Annotated in this window: 16 protein-coding genes; 9 read left to right on the plus strand and 7 right to left on the minus strand. The window is 31.9% G+C overall.

Annotated elements, in window-relative coordinates:
* Positions 1–26: 26 nt before the first annotated feature.
* The 4 genes from Q0820_RS12235 to Q0820_RS12250 all read left to right on the plus strand — a co-directional run bounded on the left by Q0820_RS12235 (position 27) and on the right by Q0820_RS12250 (position 6,043).
* Complete coding sequence (locus Q0820_RS12235) at positions 27–536, plus strand: acyltransferase (RefSeq protein ID WP_298487930.1); 510 nt, start codon at positions 27–29, stop codon at positions 534–536.
* Between the two features lie 99 nt (positions 537–635).
* Positions 636–1,364 (plus strand): WecB/TagA/CpsF family glycosyltransferase, encoded by a 729-nt coding sequence (locus tag Q0820_RS12240; RefSeq protein ID WP_298487931.1) that lies wholly within the window; start codon positions 636–638, stop codon positions 1,362–1,364.
* Positions 1,365–1,583: 219 nt separating this feature from the next.
* On the plus strand, positions 1,584–3,938 hold the full coding sequence (locus tag Q0820_RS12245; protein WP_298487932.1) for a tyrosine-protein kinase family protein: 2,355 nt from the start codon (positions 1,584–1,586) through the stop codon (positions 3,936–3,938).
* Positions 3,939–4,228: 290 nt separating this feature from the next.
* Complete coding sequence (locus Q0820_RS12250; protein ID WP_298487933.1) at positions 4,229–6,043, plus strand: Ig-like domain-containing protein; 1,815 nt, start codon at positions 4,229–4,231, stop codon at positions 6,041–6,043.
* Between the two features lie 105 nt (positions 6,044–6,148).
* Here the strand turns inward: Q0820_RS12250 and Q0820_RS12255 are convergent, their stop codons facing one another.
* The 7 genes from Q0820_RS12255 to Q0820_RS12285 form a co-directional block, all read right to left on the minus strand.
* Positions 6,149–6,442 (minus strand): F0F1 ATP synthase subunit epsilon, encoded by a 294-nt coding sequence (locus Q0820_RS12255; RefSeq protein ID WP_298487934.1) that lies wholly within the window; start codon positions 6,440–6,442, stop codon positions 6,149–6,151.
* 71 nt (positions 6,443–6,513) lie between these two features.
* On the minus strand, positions 6,514–8,022 hold the full coding sequence (gene atpD, locus Q0820_RS12260) for a F0F1 ATP synthase subunit beta (RefSeq protein WP_298487935.1): 1,509 nt from the start codon (positions 8,020–8,022) through the stop codon (positions 6,514–6,516).
* A gap of 155 nt (positions 8,023–8,177) precedes the next feature.
* Complete coding sequence (locus Q0820_RS12265) at positions 8,178–9,824, minus strand: G-D-S-L family lipolytic protein (protein WP_298487936.1); 1,647 nt, start codon at positions 9,822–9,824, stop codon at positions 8,178–8,180.
* Between the two features lie 20 nt (positions 9,825–9,844).
* Complete coding sequence (locus Q0820_RS12270) at positions 9,845–12,604, minus strand: TonB-dependent receptor (protein ID WP_298487937.1); 2,760 nt, start codon at positions 12,602–12,604, stop codon at positions 9,845–9,847.
* A gap of 198 nt (positions 12,605–12,802) precedes the next feature.
* Complete coding sequence (gene glmS / locus Q0820_RS12275; RefSeq protein ID WP_298487938.1) at positions 12,803–14,647, minus strand: glutamine--fructose-6-phosphate transaminase (isomerizing); 1,845 nt, start codon at positions 14,645–14,647, stop codon at positions 12,803–12,805.
* Positions 14,648–14,820: 173 nt separating this feature from the next.
* Positions 14,821–16,665 (minus strand): DUF4270 domain-containing protein, encoded by a 1,845-nt coding sequence (locus Q0820_RS12280; RefSeq protein ID WP_298487939.1) that lies wholly within the window; start codon positions 16,663–16,665, stop codon positions 14,821–14,823.
* Between the two features lie 5 nt (positions 16,666–16,670).
* Entirely contained in the window at positions 16,671–17,480 is an 810-nt protein-coding gene (locus Q0820_RS12285; protein ID WP_298487940.1) for a glycogen/starch synthase, read from the minus strand.
* A 106-nt stretch (positions 17,481–17,586) separates the two neighbouring features.
* Between Q0820_RS12285 and panC the strand changes: the two genes are divergently transcribed.
* The 5 genes from panC (at position 17,587) to radA (ending at position 22,420) form a co-directional block, all read left to right on the plus strand.
* Positions 17,587–18,432, plus strand: coding sequence for a pantoate--beta-alanine ligase (gene panC, locus Q0820_RS12290; protein ID WP_298487941.1), 846 nt, complete (start codon positions 17,587–17,589; stop codon positions 18,430–18,432).
* A gap of 13 nt (positions 18,433–18,445) precedes the next feature.
* Positions 18,446–18,796, plus strand: coding sequence for an aspartate 1-decarboxylase (panD, locus tag Q0820_RS12295; RefSeq protein WP_121064764.1), 351 nt, complete (start codon positions 18,446–18,448; stop codon positions 18,794–18,796).
* Between the two features lie 3 nt (positions 18,797–18,799).
* Positions 18,800–19,762 (plus strand): lysylphosphatidylglycerol synthase transmembrane domain-containing protein, encoded by a 963-nt coding sequence (locus tag Q0820_RS12300; protein ID WP_298487942.1) that lies wholly within the window; start codon positions 18,800–18,802, stop codon positions 19,760–19,762.
* A 31-nt stretch (positions 19,763–19,793) separates the two neighbouring features.
* Complete coding sequence (locus tag Q0820_RS12305; RefSeq protein WP_298487943.1) at positions 19,794–20,936, plus strand: alpha/beta hydrolase-fold protein; 1,143 nt, start codon at positions 19,794–19,796, stop codon at positions 20,934–20,936.
* Between the two features lie 122 nt (positions 20,937–21,058).
* Complete coding sequence (gene radA, locus Q0820_RS12310) at positions 21,059–22,420, plus strand: DNA repair protein RadA (RefSeq protein ID WP_298487944.1); 1,362 nt, start codon at positions 21,059–21,061, stop codon at positions 22,418–22,420.
* Positions 22,421–22,602 lie beyond the last annotated feature (182 nt).

A 22,602-nucleotide genomic window follows, 5' to 3' on the forward strand; every position in this document is an offset into this window, starting at 1 on the left:
GGCGTGCTTATACTATTGGTAAAAATATGTACCTAGGATTAAGGGTGAATTTATGGGCCAGACAAACACTGGTAATAGGTGATAACTTTTATATGGGAAGAGATTCTCAAATTGAAACAGACTGTGTAATAGGCGATAATGTAATTTTTGCGAATAAATCTGCAGTTGTTGGCAAATACGACCATCATTATCAGCAATTGGGTGCTCCCATTCGAATGGCTTCCAGAATTAGAGATAAACATTACAAATGGAAAGGGATTAAACAAATAACCATCATCGAAGATGATGTTTGGGTTGGTTATGGAGCTATTATTATGAGTGGTGTGATTATTAAAAAAGGAACTATTATTGCTGCAGGTTCAGTAGTTACAAAAAATACAGAAACATATAGTATTTATGGAGGCAATCCTGCCAAGAAAATTGCAGCGCGTTTTAATTCTGAAGAAGATTTGCAAAAGCATAAGACTCTGGAACTAGATTTTCTTAAAAAACATGCGTCTTATAAAGGGGTTTTAGGCATACCTAATGATAATTAGGTAATAGTAATAGGAGACTATACTGCAATAGTTTTAGCAAAATTTAATTCCATAATAAGAATCCGATTAGACTATTTATTCTCAAAAATGTTATAAAATATGACTAAATTTTCGACGCTTAAATGTATGGGCTATACCATTTTTGCAGACAACTTAAATTCTATTTTCTTAAAAAAGAAGATGGTCATCAATACAATTAATCAATATTCCTATTGTATTGCTGAAAAAGACCTTCAATTTAAAAAGGCTTTACAGGAATCCGATGCACTTTTGCCCGACGGAGTAGGCATTGTAATAGCTGCGAAATGGTTATTAGGAAAAAGTATAAAAAAAATAGCTGGGGAAGATTTACATTCCTTTCTCTTGAAGCAGTTAAATGAGCAAAGCGGATCTTGCTTTTATATGGGAGCATCTAATAATACCTTGCAAAAAATAAAACAGAGAATTAAAAAAGAATATCCAAATATAAGAGTTGGAAGCTATTCTCCACCATTTAAAAAAGAATTTACCCAGAAAGATAATAATGAAATCATTACTACGGTAAATGCATTTGAACCCGATGTTCTCTTTGTAGGCATGACAGCCCCAAAGCAAGAAAAATGGAGTTTAAAACATAAAGATACTCTGAAAGTAAATGGTCCAATATGTGCAATAGGAGCTGTTTTTGATTTTTATGCAGGTACTGTCTCTAGACCTAGTAGGGCTTGGCAAAAATTGGGACTTGAATGGTTTGGTAGACTGCTGAAAGAGCCCAAACGAATGTGGAAACGTTATATATTTTATGGGATAATTTTTGTTAGATACTTAATTAAAGAAAAAGTAAAATAATAGATTGAGCATCTGCAACTAAAGTAAATGTATAGAATTAATTATGTATACCAACGTTTTATTTTAAAAAAACAGGCCTTATAATGTAGCATATTGTGCATTTTTTTTACCTTGGTAAATGAAGCGAAAACACACTAAGAATATATAAAAAAATAGAATAATTGTACATTCTGTACAAAAAAAATAAGGAGAGTCTATTCTCAAAATTATAAAGTACTAATGACTAAAGAAAAATACAAATACCTACCAGTAGTAGAAGATTACAATGAGCTAAATCTGCGTGAAACCTTGGATAAATATAAACAATATTGGCCGTGGTTTCTTGGGGTAACTTTTTTGTTTTTATTATTGTCTTTTGTATATATAAAATATGCACCTAAACACTTTACAAGTGTTGCTAGTATAATTGTAAAAGATGAGGAAAGCGCAGGAAATTCTAAAACCTCTAATGGTTTTGAAGTGAACCTTTTAAGTGGTTTAAGTGCAAATAGTATGGCGAATGAGTTAGGGCTGTTAACCTCTAAACGATTAACGCTAAACACTGTTAAAGCCTTAAATTTAAATGTACAGTATATAGATTACAATAATTTTGTTCCTCAACCACTCTATAATAATAGTCCCATAAAAGTTCAAATATTACGTATAGATGATACTAAATTAAAGCAAGTCATAAAACAAGAAAATAACATCTTTAGAGTAAAAAATTTAGGGGCTAATGGTCTGGAATTGATTAATGAAACTACAGAAAAAATATTTAAGGCCGAATTAAATACGCCCATCGAATTTAATTTTGCCGATTTTGTGATAACAAGTACTTTTAATGATAGAATTGTAGCAGAAGAATGGACAGAAGTTCTTATTAAGTTTGTTACTATAGAAAGTGTTGCAGCTGAGTACAATAGGGCATTAGAAGTAGAGCTTTTAGATGATCAATCTACCTTAATCCAATTAAAAATAAAAGACAGAGTTCCAAAAAAAGCAGAAGATATTTTAAATCAATTGATTTTTGAGTATAACAAAGAGGCTATTGAAGATAAAAACCTTATCGCTAAAAATACGGCCGACTTTATTGATGAACGTTTAAGCATAATTAACAATGAATTAGATTCCGTAGAATCCGGAAAAGAATCTTATAAAGAAGTAAATCGATTAACGGATATGGGGGCAGAATCTCAAATGATGATTGAGAATGTTAGTCAATATAATCAACAGCGGCAAGAGGTAGAAACTCAGTTAGAAGTAACAAGTTCTATGCTAAGTTATATGGATTCAAATAAAGCGAATTTATTGCCAGCAAATTTAGGATTGGAATCTAATACTAGTGAATTTGTAAATGATTATAACGATTTAATATTGGAAAGAAATCGTCTCTTATCTGGATCTACAGAAAAAAACCCTTTGGTAGTTCGTTTAGACGAACAAATTGATAGATTAAAGAGTAATGTAAAACAGAGTCTAATTTCGCAACGTCGAAACTTAAAGATTAATCAAGAAAATTTACGTAAAAGAGCAGGAGTTATTGGTTCACAAATTGCTAGAGTTCCAGGTCAAGAGCGTCAAGTAAGAGGTATAGAACGACAACAAAATATAAAAGAATCTCTTTATCTGTATTTATTGCAAAAAAGAGAGGAGAATACTTTAGAGTTATCGGTTACTGCTCCTAAGGCTAAAATTGTGGATAGTGCTTATAGTTCTGAAGGAGTAATTAACCCAAGTCCTAAGGTTGTACTAGGTATTGCAATAATATTAGGATTTTTACTTCCTTTTTTAGTTATTCGTAGCAAGGAGCTCTTAAATGATAAGATTCAAGGAAAGGATGATTTAGAAAAGATATCCAACTCAATACCAATATTAGGTGAGTTGCCTAATATTGGGAAAAAAGATGCCGAATTAATTAAGGAAAATGATCGTTCAGTACTTGCAGAAGCCTTCAGGATTCTATCTGCTAATTTACAATATTTAACCTTATATAATAAAGAACGCAATGGCGGGCTGTCTATTTTTGTGACCTCTACAATACAAGGAGAGGGTAAGACTTTTGTAGCAACTAATATGGCTATTACCTTGGCATTGACAGGAAAAAAAGTTGTATTAGTGGGCGGCGATTTAAGAAACCCTCAATTACAACGTTACCAAAAAAACTTAAGTAATGTTTTAGGGGTAAGTGATTATCTAGTTAATTATAAACAAAAACTAAGTCACTTGTTTCAGCAAACAGATTTAAATGAAAATTTAACAATTTTACCCTCTGGATCTATCCCGCCAAACCCTGCTGAATTGTTACAATCAAATCGATTAGGTACTATGTTTGCTGAATTGGAAGAAGATTTTGATTATATAGTAGTAGACACAGCTCCGGCTCTGCTTATAGCAGATACTTTTTTAATTAATAAATATGCGGCATTGACACTGTATGTTACACGAGCGGGTTATACCAAACGAAAATTAATGGACTTTGCTATTGAAGCAAAGGAAGCAGGAAAACTAAATCACTTGAGTTTAGTCTTGAATGATGTTCCTCATACCAATTTAGGATATGGAAGTAAGTATGGCTATACTTACCAAGGCGAATAAATTAGGATTAATAGCACATCATTTTTTTAAAATATTAAAGACTAACTTTTTTTATTTAATCAACTTGGCTAAAGAGCTGCAATGATGTTTGTATACAATTTCAATATTAAAATTTCCATCAACTATTAAACTTATTTGTGATTTTCGCAAAATAAAATCAACAAAAATATATGTTTTAAGATTACATAACGTTTAAATCCAGGGATTCAATGTATTTCATCGAATAAATCTATCATTATAGCTTTAAAATTAAAATAATTGATATGTTTATATTCCCAAATGTTAAACCTATGAAATTAAATCAAAAATCATATCTATTGCGTATGTTGTCAATAGGGATAGTTTTATCAAGCCTATTAGTATCTTGTAGTAAGGATAGTGATCTACTATCAGAATATGTAATTAACCATGATACTCAAAATATTACTAAAAGCTCAGTTGTAGATGACAATTTCATAATCAGCCCTGGTAACACGCAATCCCTCGATGTTTTGGAAAATGATAATTTCTCAGATGAGAAGGATATTGTTATAACTAGTGTATCCAATCCTATTAATGGAGATATAACTGTAAAAGAAAACAATACTATTGAATATATTGCACCTAATAGCTCTAATAGAATTGTTGATACTTTTACATATACCACTGAAACTAAAGATAATAATGGAGAGACTACTATAGATACAGGGAATGTTACTATTGTAGTAAACGAAGAAGAAGATAAACTTAATTATTTTTTTACTGATAAAGCTAAAGTAGAATTAAAAAAACGTTTTGAAAATGGGTATATAGCTGGTTCTGGTTTTAATGATGATATTTCAGAAATAATATTGAATACGACTTTGTTTGCTGCCAACCCAAGTGAGTATAGACCTGTTTTTGGTCTCAAGGATATGTCCCAGAGCTATAACGGGACAATAAATAATAGTGGGCATAGTTTACATACAACGGCAGTTTATGCATATGCTGTTGACAATGTAAATTTGGCAAATATTGTTGCAAATGAAATACTAGCTATAGTAAACACAAATGATCTTTATTCTCCTTACTGGAACTCTTCTAATACCATACGATGGGATAATACAGAAGACCAACTTTGGGTACAAGCTTCTACAGCAAAAAAACTAAAAAATAGTTATTTTTTTATCAAACAATTACAAGAAGTACTTACCGATTCGAACAAATCTAATATAGAAGCATGGTTTAAAAGGTTTGCTGAATTAGGATATAATGCTTTAAAATCTCGTATGTCATTTTATTTTGGAAATAATTGGGAATTCAATGGGGTTTCTAAATTTTATGCGGAAGGAGTATATCCGAAAGAATATGGGAGTACAACTCCTATACAAGACGCTTCTGGAAAGGATTTATATACCATAGCATGGGCTCAAGATCATTTTAATAATCGTAATTGGGATATTATAGCATATATTCATTCATGGTCGGTTGGTGCAAATAATTTGGAAATGGAATCATGGTGTCGAGAGTTTTTTAAAATCTCACTTAAGTATGGGTTATTTCCGGATGGTACATGGTGGGAAATGCAAAGAAATATTGATGAGGATCCAGCGAAAGGAGTATATTATGGCTGGGTTAGTTTAGGAGCTATGGTACAAATGGCTCATTTAGATGCTTCTGCTAATCATTTCCCTAATGATAGATTGTATGATTATAAAACTACAGAAGGTATTTTAAAAGGTTCTACGAATTTAACTGTTGAAGGATTTAAAGGAACAAGTACAACTGATGGGATTACAGAAAAAAGTCTATTAACATTTTTAACTGGACAAGGAAAATACCTGAGAAAATCAATAGATGGAGGGTGGAATGATATTAGGTTTTTTAAAAATTCATCTGGTGCTTTAGCTCCTCTTTCTACAGTAGGTACCAGACAACCTAGTGCAGTACCGGCTATGGCAAATTTGTATTACAAATCACAAGACTTAAAAGATTTATATATGTACAATACTGCTGTTGGTTACCCTGCAAAAGTGGTTATTGGAGAAGGTTACATGGCAGGTGTAGCAGATGAAGATTCTGGACCTTGGGGAAATCTAATATTTGGATCTATGTGGTATAATCAGGAGGATAATTTCTTTAATTAAGAAATTATTGCAAGTGCAGGTTAAATTTTAAAATTGTAATCATTACTTTTATATATCAATATCTGTATTTTTTTAATTATAAAATTGATAAATATCTTTATTAAATTAATCTGCTAACACGATAATTTTATTATTATTCATTTCTACAGTTCCAGAACTAATCTTAATAGTTAAAATCTTATTATCATCTATATGAGGAACTATTTCTCCATGAAGATCATCAAGAACTAAATGAGATTGAGAATGTGTATGAATTTTAATAGTCCCAGACTTTAAAATAGATACTATAGATGCGTGATTTTCTAAAATCTGAAACTCACCATTTACTCCTGGTAAAACTACAGAGTCCACATCACTACTAAACAATGTAGCTTCTGGCGATACAATTTCTAAATACATATTTTTTAGTTATGAGTTATAAGTTATAAGTTATGAGTAAAGAGTTACTCATAACTTATAACTCTGAACTTTTAAGCTTCCGCAAGCATTTTTTCTCCTGCTTCAATAGCTTCCTCGATAGTCCCTTTAAGGTTAAAAGCAGATTCAGGAAGGTGATCCAACTCTCCATCCATAATCATATTAAACCCTTTAATAGTCTCTTTAATGTCTACTAAAACACCTGGTATACCAGTAAATTGTTCTGCTACATGGAAAGGCTGAGATAAGAAACGTTGTACACGTCTTGCTCTACCTACTGCAGATTTATCTTCTTCAGATAATTCTTCCATACCTAATATGGCAATAATATCTTGTAATTCTTTATAACGCTGTAAAAGCTCTTTTACACGTTGTGCACAACCGTAGTGGTCTTTTCCTAAAATTTCTGGGGATAAAATTCTTGATGTAGAATCTAATGGATCTACCGCTGGGTAAATACCTAACTCCGCAATTTTACGTGATAATACTGTAGTTGCATCTAAGTGAGCAAATGTTGTTGCTGGTGCTGGATCCGTTAAATCATCTGCTGGTACGTAAACCGCTTGTACAGATGTAATAGAACCTCTTTTTGTTGATGTAATACGCTCTTGCATAGCACCCATTTCTGTTGCTAATGTTGGTTGGTAACCTACTGCAGAAGGCATACGACCTAATAGTGCTGACACCTCTGACCCTGCTTGTGTAAAACGGAAAATATTATCTACAAAGAAAAGTACATCTTTCCCTTGTCCTTCTCCAGCTCCATCACGGAAATATTCTGCAATTGTTAAACCAGATAATGCAACACGTGCACGTGCACCAGGTGGCTCATTCATTTGTCCAAAAACAAAAGTTGCTTTAGAATCTTTCATTGCAGATTTATCTACTTTAGATAAATCCCATCCACCATCTTCCATAGAGTGTAAAAAGTCATCTCCGTATTTAATAATACCAGACTCTAACATCTCACGTAATAAATCGTTTCCTTCACGAGTACGTTCTCCTACTCCTGCAAAAACAGATAAACCACCATGTCCTTTTGCAATATTGTTAATTAATTCTTGAATTAATACGGTTTTACCCACTCCGGCACCACCAAATAAACCAATTTTACCACCTTTTGCATAAGGCTCAATAAGGTCTATTACCTTAATCCCTGTAAATAATACTTCGGTAGAAGTAGATAAATCTTCAAATTTTGGTGCCTCACGGTGAATTGGAAGACCATCTTTACCTGCTTTTGGTAAATCTCCTAAACCATCAATAGCATCTCCAATTACGTTAAATAGACGCCCGTAAACATCATCACCAATTGGCATTTGAATTGCACTTCCTGTTGCATTAACCTCTGTACCTCTACTTAAACCATCTGTAGAATCCATAGAAATTGTACGAACAGTATTTTCTCCTACATGAGATTGTACTTCTAATACAAGTTTAGAACTATCTTTATTAACAATTTCTAATGAATCGTAAATTTTTGGAAGGTCTGCTCCGGATTGAAATTCTACATCCACTACTGGCCCAATAATTTGGGAAACTTTACCTGTAACTTTAGACATTACTTACGTGTTTAAGTATTTAGTATTAATTAAGCCAAATTTGGCTTCTATTTTCAGGCTGCGAAGATACGGTTTAAACACTAAATTAAAAATAGTTTAAACAAAAAAAAGGAGCATTAACAATATTGCTCCTTTTTGTATACTATTTATTTATGTTATTGTAATGCCGGGGAATAATTTGTTGGGTAATCTGCAGGATTATTTACATTTCCTGATAAAATAAAGTTTGACCCAAAAGTAGCATCAATTTGTTCTAAAAATTTATTTGCCATTACTGCATAACCTCTACTTGTTAAGTGTATCCCATCTAAGCTCACTAAACCACCAGTAACTAAATCTGTAGTAAATGTAAATTCTCCAGCTTCCAAACCTGTTGTAGAAGCTACTGATAAAATACTATTTAAATCTACCAAAGCAATATCTGAACTTGCACTTGCCACGGCTGCTATTGTTTGGTTATAAGCATCTGTTGCTTGTTTAATTTCTAACTGCTCACTAGGTAATAATACCCATTTATCTTCTAAAGGAAGTGATACTCCCTCTACAGAAAATTGACCAGCAAGTTGCAAGGTTAATCCTTGGTTCATTAATGACGCTACTGATTTTGTATTAATTTCCCCTATAGTGGAACTACTTGGCAACACAAACAAATCATCTTCAGTGGCTTGTCTTGCCTGGCCATAGGCGTTTCCTAATAAATTTGCTACAAGAGGTGCTGCTTGCACTGGTAGTCCAAATTGTTGTACAAAAATTGGAAAAGTTTCGCTTGCATTTAATGCCCCTATTATTTGCGAAGATAAATCATCTAATGTCTCATCTTTAATTACTACAGCACTTGCTGCTGTTTCCGAAAATTCTATAACACGGTTTGGTTGCTCTAAAGCAATAAATATTTGATTAATTGCTCCATAAACAGTATTTAATGTTGGGATTTGAGGCCCAAAATCTTCATTTGTTGGATCTAAAGGATTGTGTGGCACAGTTGTAAAGTGTGGTAAATCTGTAATATAAGGCACATTGGTAACTACTCCTTTTGCTCCATTAGATGTAAGTGTTGTAACTAAAGTATTAAAAGCAAAATCAAAAGTATTTATATCTGTAATAGTATTTGTGCCATCTCCTCCTGTAGTAGCGTATCCTAAAACATCGTTACCACCAATTTCTGATAAAGTAAAAAATGTAGGGTTTTGTGCCATAGCCAACTCTAATAAAGAAGCATTTGGATTATCTGCTGCTAAACGTATTGCATAAGGATTTGCCGCCGTAGGAAAATTAGCAATACTACCATACCCATTTCCTAATAAATGAAAACTTTTAGCTCCAGGTACTCCTAGGTTCTTAAATGTTCCTGTTGGGTTATTAAGCAAAAAGTCTGTTGTTGGTGTTATATCGCCAATTACATCTTTTAAAGCAGCTGGTCCTTTACCATCAAAAACTAATCTTGGTTTAAATAAAGTATCTGTCTGTGCATTTATTACCAAATTTCCACCTAGCACAAGTCCTCCAATATTATCATTCATTAAGGGCTGTGTAAATTCACCTCCTCCTAGCATTTGGAATTTCTTTGCTAATAAATTTGGGAAAGAATTTTCTTGAGCCGCTTTAAATAGAGCGTTATCTGTAAAACCTGCTGTAAAAGAAGCCCCAAGCGCTACATAATTAGAAAAATCTACAGAGCCTGCAGTTAATTCTGGCAACTCAGCAACTATTTCCTTTTCCACAAGGTCAACGTCTTCAATATCATTACATGCCACAAAAGCACTAATAACAAGTAATGGTAATATGTATTTTATATTTTTCATTGTAATTTTTTTTAAGTTTTCTAGTTATTTATTGTCCATGATAAATAGTACATAGAACCAATAAACCCTGTTCCAAAAGCTGTAAAGTACTCATCTCCTAACAGGTTAGTTGCCCCTACTTTAAAGGAAGATTTTATGCTAGGGACTGTATAATTTATTTGCGCATCAACGGTATGAAACTCTGGCACTACACCATTACCAAAGGTTGCTTCCCAGTAATAATCATCGCTAAACCTATAGGAAACATTGAATCCTAAATTTTCAAACAATTCGGTATTCCCAAATGATGCTTTAAACTTATGCTCTGGTGTATTAAAGTTTGTTGCAAAATCTGGATACGTTTCTCTATCAAAATCTAGCTTAGCATAGGTGTAACTTCCACTTAAATCAAAATTTCCAAAAACTTTAGCAGAAAGACCTATTGAAGCCCCATAAGAAGAAATATCTGCTTCTGAATTTGTATAGGTACTCCATGCTTGGTAATCATCATTAGCTATTGCAACAATAGATAATGGTTCTCCTACATTTCCGTAATAAGGAGAAACTACTACTTCTTGCGAAATAAAGTCTTTATAGTTATTGTAATACACACTAAAATCTACTATTAATTTATCTATTTTACCTCTATACCCTAACTCTATAGACTGTACCTGTTCTGGTTTAACTATATCAGGATTAGAAATTTCTAAAACAGATGGATCCCCTGTATCACTAAGAGCCAAAACAGAACTTGCAGTATAAGAGTTATTATATGCAACTGCTCCTGTTTGCGTAACAGTAGCTGGCTGACCGAAATCATCTTGACCTGTTTGACTTACATTAAACTCTCTAGAATACCTATCTAAATTATTTGGAGCGGAACCAATTAAAATTGCGCGCCCTGCATCTAATCCTATAAATAAATCTTGTGTAGTAGGGTTTCTAAAACCTGTTTGCGCAGAAACTCTAATATTATGATCACGATTAAGTGTTAAACCCGCAGATAATCTTGGAGAAAAGAATCCATCAAAAAATTCTGATTTATCATAACGTACAGAACCTGTAATTTTTACACTTTTCTCTTCATCTATTTCAAATTTCTTTTGAATTTGTGTGTATACCCCAAACTCTGAATAATCTATAGTGCCATCTAAATCGGTATAAATAGTTCCTGAAGAATTTAAACTATATTGTCTATAGGACCCCCCTACTTGTATGTCTGCAAAATCTGTTAAATGACTAAAATTATAATTACCATCTGCATGATAATACTTAGAAGCATCTTGAAATTTAGACCCTTGAGATAAGTCTGGGTTTTGTATAGTCTTATCAAAAGCCGCTTTAAATTCAGGTGAACCTGGTAAATAACGACCAGTATCTGCTGCAGCTCTAGCGGCATCATGCTTTTGTTGGGTTGTTAAACCTGTTGGATTCCCACTTAGCTCAATACCAGCATACGTTGCTATATAATCTCCAAACCAATCTTCGTCACTTTTCCAAGCTCTATTAATATTTATTCCTGTGAAAACCATATCATAAGAGTCTCCTGCTTTATCATTTACTACATATCCTCTTAGATAAAAGTTATCATTTCTAACCTCTAACTTATGTTGCTGCTGAAAAAAACCATTAATATTATATCTATTTGTTCCTTGATAAATAGTAGAACCAGTACCCACTTTACCTACATAGGATATTTCTAAACTATTATCCTCTATTGGTCTATAATATAATCCCCAATCTGCTTTAATACTTTCTGCATTATAATTTGTTAAAGTAGCCTCATTATACCCTGTTCTACTAACTACTACATCAGGTATTACTCCTAATCCCGAGGCAGATCTAATATTTGTAGAAACCTCATCCCCATAAACATTTATACCATCATAATTTGTATCTGCTCTTGTTCCTCCAAGAATTGTTTTGTCTACCTCACTAGTTGCTGCCCAATCTGTACCTTTTAAGTACCCAAAGTTAACTTTAGCTGCAAATTTATCATTGAATTTATGTGCTGCGCGTATTGCAAAATCTGTGTAAGCATTATCTCCTGCAGCTTCTTGTGAAGTTATTCCTCTTTTTATAGATACGCTAATACCATCATAGTCAAAAGGGTTTTTACTAGTCATAAAAAGAATTCCATTAAATGCATTTGCACCATATAGTGCAGAAGATGCTCCTGGAAGTAATTCAACACTTTTAACATCTGGCTCAACTAAGCCAACTAAATTTCCAATAGGAAAATTTAAGGCTGGTGTAGAATTATCCATACCATCTACTAACTGCATAAACCTATTATTTGCAAAAGTTGCAAAACCTCTAGTGTTTACAGACTTAAATGTTAAACTATTGGTATTAACATCCACCCCTTTTAAGTTTTCTAATCCTCCGTAGAAATCTGCTGCTGCAGTAGTTTCTATTTCTTTTAAACCAAAACGTTCTACAGTAACTGGAGATTCAAAAATACGTTCAGGTGTTCTAGAAGCAGATAAAACTACTTCATCTAAAAAGGTTTGCGCTTCATTTAATGTAATAGAAATTGTTTGGTTATTTGCAGTAATATTTGATAATGCTTCTGTGTACCCCAAACTTGTTACATTCAATTGAAACGGAGGGACTTCAGAAGTTTCTAATACAAAATTACCATCAAAATCTGTTACTGTTCCAATTGCTTTTCCCACAATTACAACATTTGCTCCTGGTACAGGATTAGCATCTTGATCAGTCACAGAACCTTTAACAATGGTCTGCGCGTAGGTACCCAATCCGAATAAAAGGAAGGATAAAAAGAGTATTTTTCTCATTCTGTTATTAATTTATTTTGTTAGCAAGTCAATGACAATATACTTATTTTTTTAAATTGACAATGACAAAATACAAAAAATTATGCATGCATAGTAAATTATTCTAAAATAAACATGCATAAAATTTCATTTTTCGCAAAACAAAAAGAGATTACAACAATTGTTGTAATCCCTTTCAATTAATCTATTAAATTAATTTTACTCTACAGTAACCGACTTTGCCAAATTTCTTGGCTGATCCACATTACAATTTCTCATTACTGCTATATGATAGGATAGCAGTTGCAAAGGAATGGTGGTTAGTAAAGGTGTTAAACTCTCTAAAGTTTCTGGAATTTCAATTACATGATCTGCTAGTTCTTTTACTTGAACATCTCCCTCAGTAACTATTGCAATTATTTTACCTTTTCTAGATTTTATTTCTTGAATGTTACTTACTACTTTTTCATAATGTCCCTTTTTTGTAGCAATTACAAAAACTGGCATTTGCTCATCTATTAAAGCAATAGGCCCATGCTTCATTTCTGCAGCAGGATACCCTTCTGCGTGTATGTAACTAATTTCTTTTAGTTTTAATGCTCCTTCTAATGCTACCGGAAAGTTATATCCTCTACCTAAATATAAGCAGTTTGTAGAATCTTTATAAACCTCTGCAACGGTTTCTACTAAATCGTTAGATTTTAAAGCCTTTTCCACTTTTGCAGGTATGGTTTCTAATTCTGTTAAATATTCATGAAATTTAGAACCAGAAAACTCTCCTTTTTCTTTTGCTAATTTTAAAGCAATTAAAGTTAAGACTGTTATTTGCGTTGTAAAGGCTTTAGTTGATGCAACTCCAATTTCTGGACCAGCATGGGTATATGCCCCTGCATCTGATTCTCTAGCTATAGAAGAACCTACTACATTACAAACACCAAAAACAAATGCTCCTTTTTCCTTAGCTAATTTAATTGCAGCTAACGTATCTGCAGTTTCTCCAGACTGGGAAATTGCAATTAAAACATCTTTATCTGTTATTACAGGATTCCTGTATCTAAATTCCGAAGCATATTCTACTTCTACCGGGATTCTTGCTAAATCTTCAAAAATATATTCTGCTACAAGACCTGCATGCCATGAAGTACCGCAAGCAACAATAATAATTCTATTTGCATTTACAAACTTTTCAATATTCTGGTCAATGCCAGCCATACGTATTATACCTTGATCTGCTAATAAGCGACCTCGATAGGTATCCATAATAGCTCTTGGCTGTTCGTAAATTTCTTTTAACATAAAGTGATCATAGCCACCTTTTTCAATCTCTTCTAAATTCATTTGCAGTTCCAATATATTTGGATATGCAACTGCATCGTTCTTTATTTTACGAAGTTTAATTTCTTTCCCTAATCGTACAATTGCCATTTCTTCATCTTCTAAATAAATAGCATTATTTGTAAATTCTATAAAAGGAGATGCGTCTGATGCAATAAAAAATTCATCTTCACCAACACCAATTGCTAAAGGGCTTCCTAATTTAGCAACTACAATTTCGTCCGGTTTTTTCTTATCAAAAACAGCAATAGCATATGCCCCTACCACTTGGTTTAGAGCAATTTGAACTGCTTTACCCAACTTAACCCCTTCAGTCTTTTGAACTTCCTCAATTAAATTAACTAAAACCTCTGTATCTGTGTCAGATTTAAAAGTGTAGTCTCTATTTTGTAAAGCCTTTTTAATAGACTCATAATTTTCAATAATACCATTATGAATTATTACTAAATCACCAGAATTAGAGTAATGTGGATGAGAATTAACATCATTAGGAACACCATGTGTTGCCCAACGTGTATGACCAATACCTAAAGTACCAGCCAAAGATATTTCTTTTGATTTATCTTTAAGGTCTTCTACTTTTCCCTTTGTCTTAGAAAGGTTTATATTATTACCATCAAAAAGAGCAATCCCAGCACTATCGTAACCTCTGTACTCTAATCTTTGTAATCCTTTTATAACAATTGGAAAGGCATCTCTATGGCCTATATACCCTACAATTCCGCACATATTTGTTTATTAGTTAAGGTTGTATTTTATTTGTTTGAAGCAAATCTATATTAAGTATTAATAAAAAAATAGAGAAATTAGATATATAACTTATAATTCCTTTAAGATGTAATAAATACGTAATACAACAACTATAACGTCTTAAAATTAAATGTAATATATCGGATACTTATTTAATTTGTTTTTGTGTAAAAAATTTCTAGTTGTAATTTCTTACCAATATTTTCAGAAGACACATTACTACCATACAACACAGTACCTAATGGAGAAATAGTAGGAGCTATTGGCAACTCTATTTCTTCTCCATTTACTTGCGTATTTAATGCTCTTATTATTCCAATATCCGGAGATATCATTAATCCTAATGTTGGATTAACTTCGTCATTAACAATACTATTAATGTAATCTGTAACACGAACAGTATATTTATCTCCAGATGTTGTTTCTTCTAAAAAACCATCAAAATTTAAATTTTTACCAAAAGGAGAATTAGGGTTTGGAGAATTTTCTGTTAAAGGATTATAAATAGGTGTATTATCCTCTGTATTAAACAAATAAAGTCTTGGAGGTTTTATATCGCTAGAATTGGAAGAGGCATTTTCATCTGTATAAAAAACTAACTTTGCTTCATTAATAATCCAATTATTTTCTTTAATTTCCTTAATTAACTCTGTTGTATTTTCCTCATTAAACAACTTAATTTTAGCATATGCTCCTGCCCCTCCTTTTAGGTATATTTTTTCAGCATCTTGCTCTGGAGCATTTAAAGCATCTAAAACTTCTACAGGATAATTTTCATTTATAAATGTATTTACTGCATTACCAGAAAAATCTGTTCCAACAAATGAAAAAACAAAATCCTTTTCTTTTACCTCAATTTCATCATCAGAAGTATCCGTAGTACTATTTGTATTTACAGAATTATACGTATAAGTCATTGTAATATTTCCCTGTGCTAAATTTAAGAGTGGCATAATATCATTTCCGTTTGACGTTAATGATATGTGTAATCCTCTAATATATTCCTTGAAATTTGCCTGACTTATAAGTTCTGTACTACCTTCTTTATTTAAAATATTATCTTGAAAAAATGCATTATCTAAAGGGATGCGTATCCCTGGAGCTAATTTTGTATTTTGCTTAGATTCATCTACATCTGCAGTACTAGTATCATCATCTTGTGGGATTAATATTTGATAGTCACTAACAGTCTCTTCTTCATTTGCCAGTTCTTCACCTGTAAATGCTGGAGAAAACTCTTGAGTAGAATAATATTCTTCTGCTTCTGTAAAGTTAGTATCTGCATCAAAATCCCTTAAAAAGAATGTAGACCTTTTTACGATTACATTAAAAGAAGCTTCTCTATCCCCATAAATACTATCTAACTCTACCCTAACAGCAAAATTATTTGCTATTATTTCTTCCTTAGGCTCTATATCATTTATACCATCTAAATCGGCATCTACACTACTTGGATCTAGAGGGTCTGTTCCTGCTGTTCTTTCTTCATTATTGGTTCTACCATCATTATCATTATCGTTATCAGCATCTATAACTTTATCATAAGCATCAATAACGCCATCCCCATCGGTATCTTCAGAAGAAGTTTTTGTTAAATAAGGAATATATAAATAAACTTCTTTTATAGTTTCATTTTCCTCAATAACAGTAACTGTAGTGTTTGTATCTGCACTATCTTCATCTTCTTGGGTATTAATCCCAAATGTTGGATTTTCCGTAGATAATTGTATTTGAGAAGTTATCTGAGCTTCCGTTTTACCATAGATAGGATCATTAAACACTCCTAACTGATAAACAGACAATTTATTAGTTTGCACTGCATTAATATTGTTATTATATGCAAATACATCATAAACTTCTTTATCTGTTGTAAAAGGGGTTTCGCCAACAACATCCCCTCCTATAGTTGTTAAATCTTCTTCACAAGAAGATAATACTATTAAAATAAACATAGTCCCTACTAATGCAGGAAACTGTAATCTATTTAGTAATTTCATTTAGATTATTTTAAAACTTCTGTGTTATAAAAATTAGCATATGCTTCTTCAAACTCTTGAAGAGGAACAAAAGGCAACACTGGTTTTTCTAGGTTGGATATGTGACTTTGTAAATCTTCTGGAATTTCTTCCGCTGCTAAAATAACAGCATCTGAATAATCTACTGCAACTTTTAACAAATTATTATAGTCTGGCTCCTTCAATGGAGTAACACTTTCTTCTGAAATACCATCAAAAGCAATTTTAGAAACCATTTCAGAATCTAACTCTCCTTCAAAACCTTTTCCGTAAACAGAGGTAACTATTTTACTATCTGCAAATAAAGGTTCATCTGCGTAATACTTTTTTAAATACAATGGTAATAAAGATGCCATCCAACCATGTACATGAATAATATCTGGTGTCCAATTTAATTTTTTAACCGTTTCTACTACTCCTTTTGCAAAGAAAATTGCACGCTGGTCATTATCTGAAAAAAGATTACCTTCTTTATCTGTAAAGGTGGCTTTTCTTTTAAAATATTCTTCGTTATCTATAAAATAAACTTGAATACGTTCTTTTGGGATAGATGCTACTTTTATAATTAAAGGCATATCCATGTCATTAATCACTAAATTCATCCCAGAAAGACGAATTACTTCATGTAGTTGGTGTCTTCTTTCGTTAATATTTCCATACCTAGGCATAAAAATTCTAATTTGCCCTCCATTACTATTTACCATTTTTGGAGTTTCATAAGACATTAACGAAACTTCATTTTGAGGAAGATAAGGGACTAACTCGGAAGATACAAACAATACCTTTTTACCATTCATATAAGAAAATATTTTTAATTTTTTTTGCGAACGCAAATGCAAAATTACAAAAATTATAGAGATTACAGGTATTTATAGTAAGTTTGCTAGCTTTTAAATAAATTATATGTTGGTAATTACAACTAATTTGCAATTAAATACCTTTCTAAATTCTCTTAATAAAAAAGAGAGTTTAGGATTAGTTCCTACAATGGGTGCTCTACATAAAGGACACTTATCTTTAGTAGATAAAGCTTTAAGAGAAAACCAGTCTGTTATTGTTACTATTTTTGTAAATCCTACACAGTTTAATAATAAAGAAGATTTAGAAAAATACCCCAATACTTTGGAAAAAGATATTGCACTATTAAAATCATTATCTAACCAAATAACAGTTTTTGCACCATCTGTAGAAGAAGTTTACAAGAATAACATTGTTACCAAAAAGTATGATTTTCAAGGTTTAGACAGGGTAATGGAGGGGGAATTTAGAGACGATCATTTTAATGGTGTTGGTACAATTGTAGAGCTGCTTTTAAACTTAATTAAACCCGATAATGCTTATTTTGGAGAAAAAGATTTTCAGCAATTACAAATAATAAAAAAACTAACTCAGATACAAGATATTCCTGTATCTATTATTGGTTGCCCTATTGTAAGAGAACCTCATGGTTTGGCAATGAGCTCTAGAAATGAAAGACTCTCTGAAAAAACAAGAAATGAAGCCTCTTTTATTTATAAAACCTTAAAAACTGCCAAAGAAAAATTTGGCACGAAAAGTGCAATTAATGTTAAAGATTGGGTAACAAAGACTTTTCTTGAAAAGAATACATTTGAACTAGAATATATAGAAATTTCGGATATAGATACTTTAAAACCAATTAAGAGAAAACAAAAAGGCAAAAAATATCGTGCGTTTATTGCTGTTTACGTAGAGAATGTAAGGCTTATAGACAATATTGCACTTAATTAACTAATTTTGTAGTATGCAAATAGAAGTAGTAAAATCCAAAATACACCGAGTTAAAGTTACTGGTGCAGATTTAAATTATATAGGAAGTATAACCATAGATGAAGATTTAATGGATGCTGCCAATATTGTTAGAGGTGAAAAAGTACAAATTGTAAATAACAATAATGGCGAACGTTTAGAAACTTATGCAATTCCCGGACCTCGCAATAGTGGAGAAATTACTCTAAATGGTGCAGCATCTAGAAAAGTTGCTGTGGATGATATTTTAATATTAATAACTTACGCTAGAATGGATATTGAGGAAGCAAAAACCTTTAATCCTTCTCTTGTTTTTCCTAATGAAGAAAACAATTTGTTAAAGTAAATTTTGAATATAAACATTAAAAAAACATTAAAAACCATACTCCCAATTAGCTTGGGAGTTTTTTTAGTTTGGTATTCCTATAACTCAACGTCTATAGAAGACAGAAAACAAATATTATATTACATAAAAGAGGCTAATTTATTTTGGGTAAGCCTATCTATACTTTTTGGAATTCTTAGCCATTTTTCTAGAGCAATACGTTGGAATTATTTAATAGAACCCCTAGGCTATAAACCTAAAATTAGCAACAACCTTCTTATAGTTCTTATGGCGTATTTTGCTAATCTAGGAGTTCCAAGAACTGGGGAATTTTTAAGAGCAACAGCACTTACCACGTATGAAGATGTCCCTTTTGAAAAAGGTTTTGGAACTATTGTAACAGAAAGAGTAATAGATGTTCTAATGTTATTACTTTTTGTTACCACAACCCTCTTTTTGCAAACCGATGTTATTTTAGGGTTTATTCAAGAAAAAGGGTTTAATCTTAATTCTGTTTTTCTTCTAATTGGTCTAGGTACTGTAGGGTTACTATTCTTCATATTTTTTATTAAAAAATCTACAAACGCATTTGCTGTAAAAATAAAAAACTTTATTTCTGGGCTTTTAGATGGTGTCTTAAGCATCTTTAAAATGAAAAATAAATGGACTTTTGTACTACACACCCTATTTATTTGGTTTTGTTACGTAGCTATGCTATGGGTAATAAAATACGCAGTCCCAGGAACAGAAAGCCTAACTATAAGCCAACTAATGGTAGCATTTGTTGCAGGAACATTTGCTATGGCTGCAACCAATGGCGGTATTGGAATCTATCCTATTGCAATTAGTCAAGCCTTAGCTTTATACGGTATTAGTGAAGTTTCTGGAAATGCTTTTGGGTGGATTATGTGGATTTCACAAACTGCTATGATTGTAGTTTTTGGGGCAATATCTTTTCTTGTATTACCGTTATTAAATCGAAAATAAGTACTTCTTTTTAAGTATTAAAACCATACTAATGAAACAAATTTTTGCAATTTACATATTATTCCTATGTTTTGGAACTAATGCTCAAGTAAAACAAGAAATTTTTGAGTCTTTTAAACTTCAAGAAAAGCGAGATATTCAATACTATATTCCTGAAGATTACGATATTGAAAAAAAATACCCTATTATATTAGTTTTAGATGCCGAGTATTTATTTGATCAAGTAGTTGCTAATTCTAAATTTTACAGTAGGTTTCATGGAATGCCCCAAAGTATTATAGTAGGTGTTAACCAAAGCGAAGATAGTATTAGGTTCGATGATTGTTCTTTTGATGAAGAAAATGGTTTACCAACAGAAAGAGGCAAAAAGTTCTTTGAGTTCTTAGGAATGGAACTTATACCTTATTTAGAGACTAGCTACAACACCGCTCCATTTAAAATGATTGTTGGCTATGATATAACTGCAAATTTTGGAAATTTCTATCTTTTTAAAGAAAAATCTTTATTTAATGCATATATCACAATCTCACCAACATTAGCTCCAGAAATGGAGTCTAGAATACCCACAAGGTTAGGTGCTATAAATCAACAAATATTTTATCAAATAATTGTTGAAGATGAAAAAAGCAAAAACACTTCTAAAATTTTAGCATTAGACAAAGGGCTAAAAGCAATAGATAAAGAATCTTTACATTATTATTTTGATTCTTATAAAACTGCCGATCATATTTCTATTGCTACCTATGGATTAGGAAAAGCCTTTGATAATATTTTTGGAATGTTTAAACCTATTAGTCCAAAAGAATATAAAACGCAAATACTAACATCCGAAGAACCTGTTTTTGATTACCTAGAAAACAAATACAAAGGGATTGAAGATTTATTTGGACTACAAAAAAGCGTTAACCTTAATGACATTATGGCCATTTATGCTGCCTCTCGTAAAAAAGAAGAATTTGAATCCTTGAAACCATTATCCGATTTATGTAAAAAAGAATTTCCAAGTACTATGCTAGGTTTTTATTTTGAGGCTGAATATTACGAACAAATGGGAGAGCCAAAAAAAGCACTACGAACTTTTGAAAAAGCTTTTGGTATGGAAGAAATAGATTTCTTAACTAAAGAAATGGCTTTAGAAAAAATTGATGCTTTAAAAGCAGACTTCGGATACTAGAAAACAAAAATAATTTATAAAAAAGCTACTTATTCCTAATGGTTTTAAGTAGTTTTTCTAGTTTTATAATTTTATATCTTTTAAACTTTACCCTACCTTTAGACCAAACACGAATTAAGGTAATGGCTAAAACAAAAACCGCATATTTTTGTCAAAATTGTGGCGCTCAATACGCAAAATGGGTAGGACAATGTACTTCTTGTAAAGAATGGAATACTGTTGTTGAAGAAGTAATACAAAAAGAAGATAAAAAAGATTGGAAAACCCCTAACAACACTTTAAAAAAAGTTGCCATACCATTACGTGTAAATGAAATTAGTACAGAAAAAGAACTAAGACTAAACACTTATGATTTAGAGTTTAATCGTGTTCTTGGTGGTGGCTTAGTCCCTGGAGCTCTAATTTTACTTGGAGGGGAACCTGGCGTTGGTAAAAGTACATTGCTTTTACAAATAGCTCTAAAACTCCCTTATAAAACATTATACGTTTCTGGAGAAGAAAGTCAAAAACAAATAAAAATGCGAGCAGATCGCATTCACCCAAATAGCGAAACTTGCTTTATATTAACAGAAACAAAAACACAAAATATATTTAAGCAAATAGAAGCAACTACGCCAGACATTGTAGTCATAGATTCTATACAAACATTACATTCAGATTATATTGAGTCTGCCGCAGGTAGTATTTCACAAATAAGGGAATGCACAACTGAATTAATAAAGTTTGCTAAAGAAACAAACACTCCTGTAATTCTTATTGGTCATATTACTAAAGATGGTTCTATTGCAGGGCCTAAAATTTTAGAACATATGGTAGATACCGTTTTACAATTTGAGGGAGACCGTAATTATGTATATCGCATTTTAAGATCTTTAAAAAACCGTTTTGGATCTACAGCAGAATTAGGAATTTATGAAATGCAAGGCAGCGGCTTACGAGAAGTAAATAACCCTTCTGAAATACTTATCTCTAAAACCGATGAAGAACTAAGTGGTACTGCAATAGCTTCTACGGTAGAAGGCATGCGCCCTTTAATGATAGAAATACAAGCATTAGTAAGTACAGCTGTTTATGGTACGCCTCAACGCTCTGCAACAGGCTATAATGCTAAAAGGTTAAACATGTTATTAGCTGTTTTAGAAAAAAGAGCCGGATTTAAATTAGCTGCTAAAGATGTTTTTCTTAATGTCACGGGAGGAATTTCGGTAGATGATCCCGCAATAGATTTAGCGGTTATTGCAGCTATATTATCTAGTAATGAAGATATTCCTCTAGAAAAAGGGGTTTGTTTTGCCGCAGAAGTTGGTTTAGCGGGAGAAATAAGACCTGTACAAAGAATAGACCAACGTATTTTAGAAGCAGAAAAATTAGGTTTTAATACTATTTACGTATCCAAAAACAATAAAATAACTATCAAAAAAACTGGCATTACTATTATGTTAGCTACAAAAATTGAAGATGTTGTAAGTGGTCTTTTTGGTTAATTTTTACACAATCATCCAGATAAAATACTACAAATCTCACCACAAATTTTAAAGACATTTTAGTTCTAATGCCTCATAGGCTAACTCCAAGGTTATTTACTCCTAAATATTCTTGATATTGTTAGCAATACAATTATTACCGCTATAATAACTATTACCTGCCAAATACCTACTTTTAATAT

This window comes from uncultured Maribacter sp. (assembly GCF_947495965.1).
Taxonomy (GTDB): domain Bacteria; phylum Bacteroidota; class Bacteroidia; order Flavobacteriales; family Flavobacteriaceae; genus Maribacter_B.

Coding starts and splice junctions, on each gene's coding strand:
- Q0820_RS12305 (WP_298487943.1), top strand. CDS start 19,794: ATGAAACAAATTTTTGCAATTTACATATTATTCCTATGTTTTGGAACT.
- panC (WP_298487941.1), top strand. CDS start 17,587: ATGTTGGTAATTACAACTAATTTGCAATTAAATACCTTTCTAAATTCT.
- Q0820_RS12235 (WP_298487930.1), top strand. CDS start 27: ATGTACCTAGGATTAAGGGTGAATTTATGGGCCAGACAAACACTGGTA.
- atpD (WP_298487935.1), bottom strand. CDS start 8,022: ATGTCTAAAGTTACAGGTAAAGTTTCCCAAATTATTGGGCCAGTAGTG.
- Q0820_RS12285 (WP_298487940.1), bottom strand. CDS start 17,480: ATGAATGGTAAAAAGGTATTGTTTGTATCTTCCGAGTTAGTCCCTTAT.
- glmS (WP_298487938.1), bottom strand. CDS start 14,647: ATGTGCGGAATTGTAGGGTATATAGGCCATAGAGATGCCTTTCCAATT.
- Q0820_RS12245 (WP_298487932.1), top strand. CDS start 1,584: ATGACTAAAGAAAAATACAAATACCTACCAGTAGTAGAAGATTACAAT.
- panD (WP_121064764.1), top strand. CDS start 18,446: ATGCAAATAGAAGTAGTAAAATCCAAAATACACCGAGTTAAAGTTACT.
- Q0820_RS12265 (WP_298487936.1), bottom strand. CDS start 9,824: ATGAAAAATATAAAATACATATTACCATTACTTGTTATTAGTGCTTTT.
- Q0820_RS12270 (WP_298487937.1), bottom strand. CDS start 12,604: ATGAGAAAAATACTCTTTTTATCCTTCCTTTTATTCGGATTGGGTACC.
- Q0820_RS12280 (WP_298487939.1), bottom strand. CDS start 16,665: ATGAAATTACTAAATAGATTACAGTTTCCTGCATTAGTAGGGACTATG.
- Q0820_RS12240 (WP_298487931.1), top strand. CDS start 636: ATGACTAAATTTTCGACGCTTAAATGTATGGGCTATACCATTTTTGCA.
- radA (WP_298487944.1), top strand. CDS start 21,059: ATGGCTAAAACAAAAACCGCATATTTTTGTCAAAATTGTGGCGCTCAA.
- Q0820_RS12255 (WP_298487934.1), bottom strand. CDS start 6,442: ATGTATTTAGAAATTGTATCGCCAGAAGCTACATTGTTTAGTAGTGAT.
- Q0820_RS12250 (WP_298487933.1), top strand. CDS start 4,229: ATGAAATTAAATCAAAAATCATATCTATTGCGTATGTTGTCAATAGGG.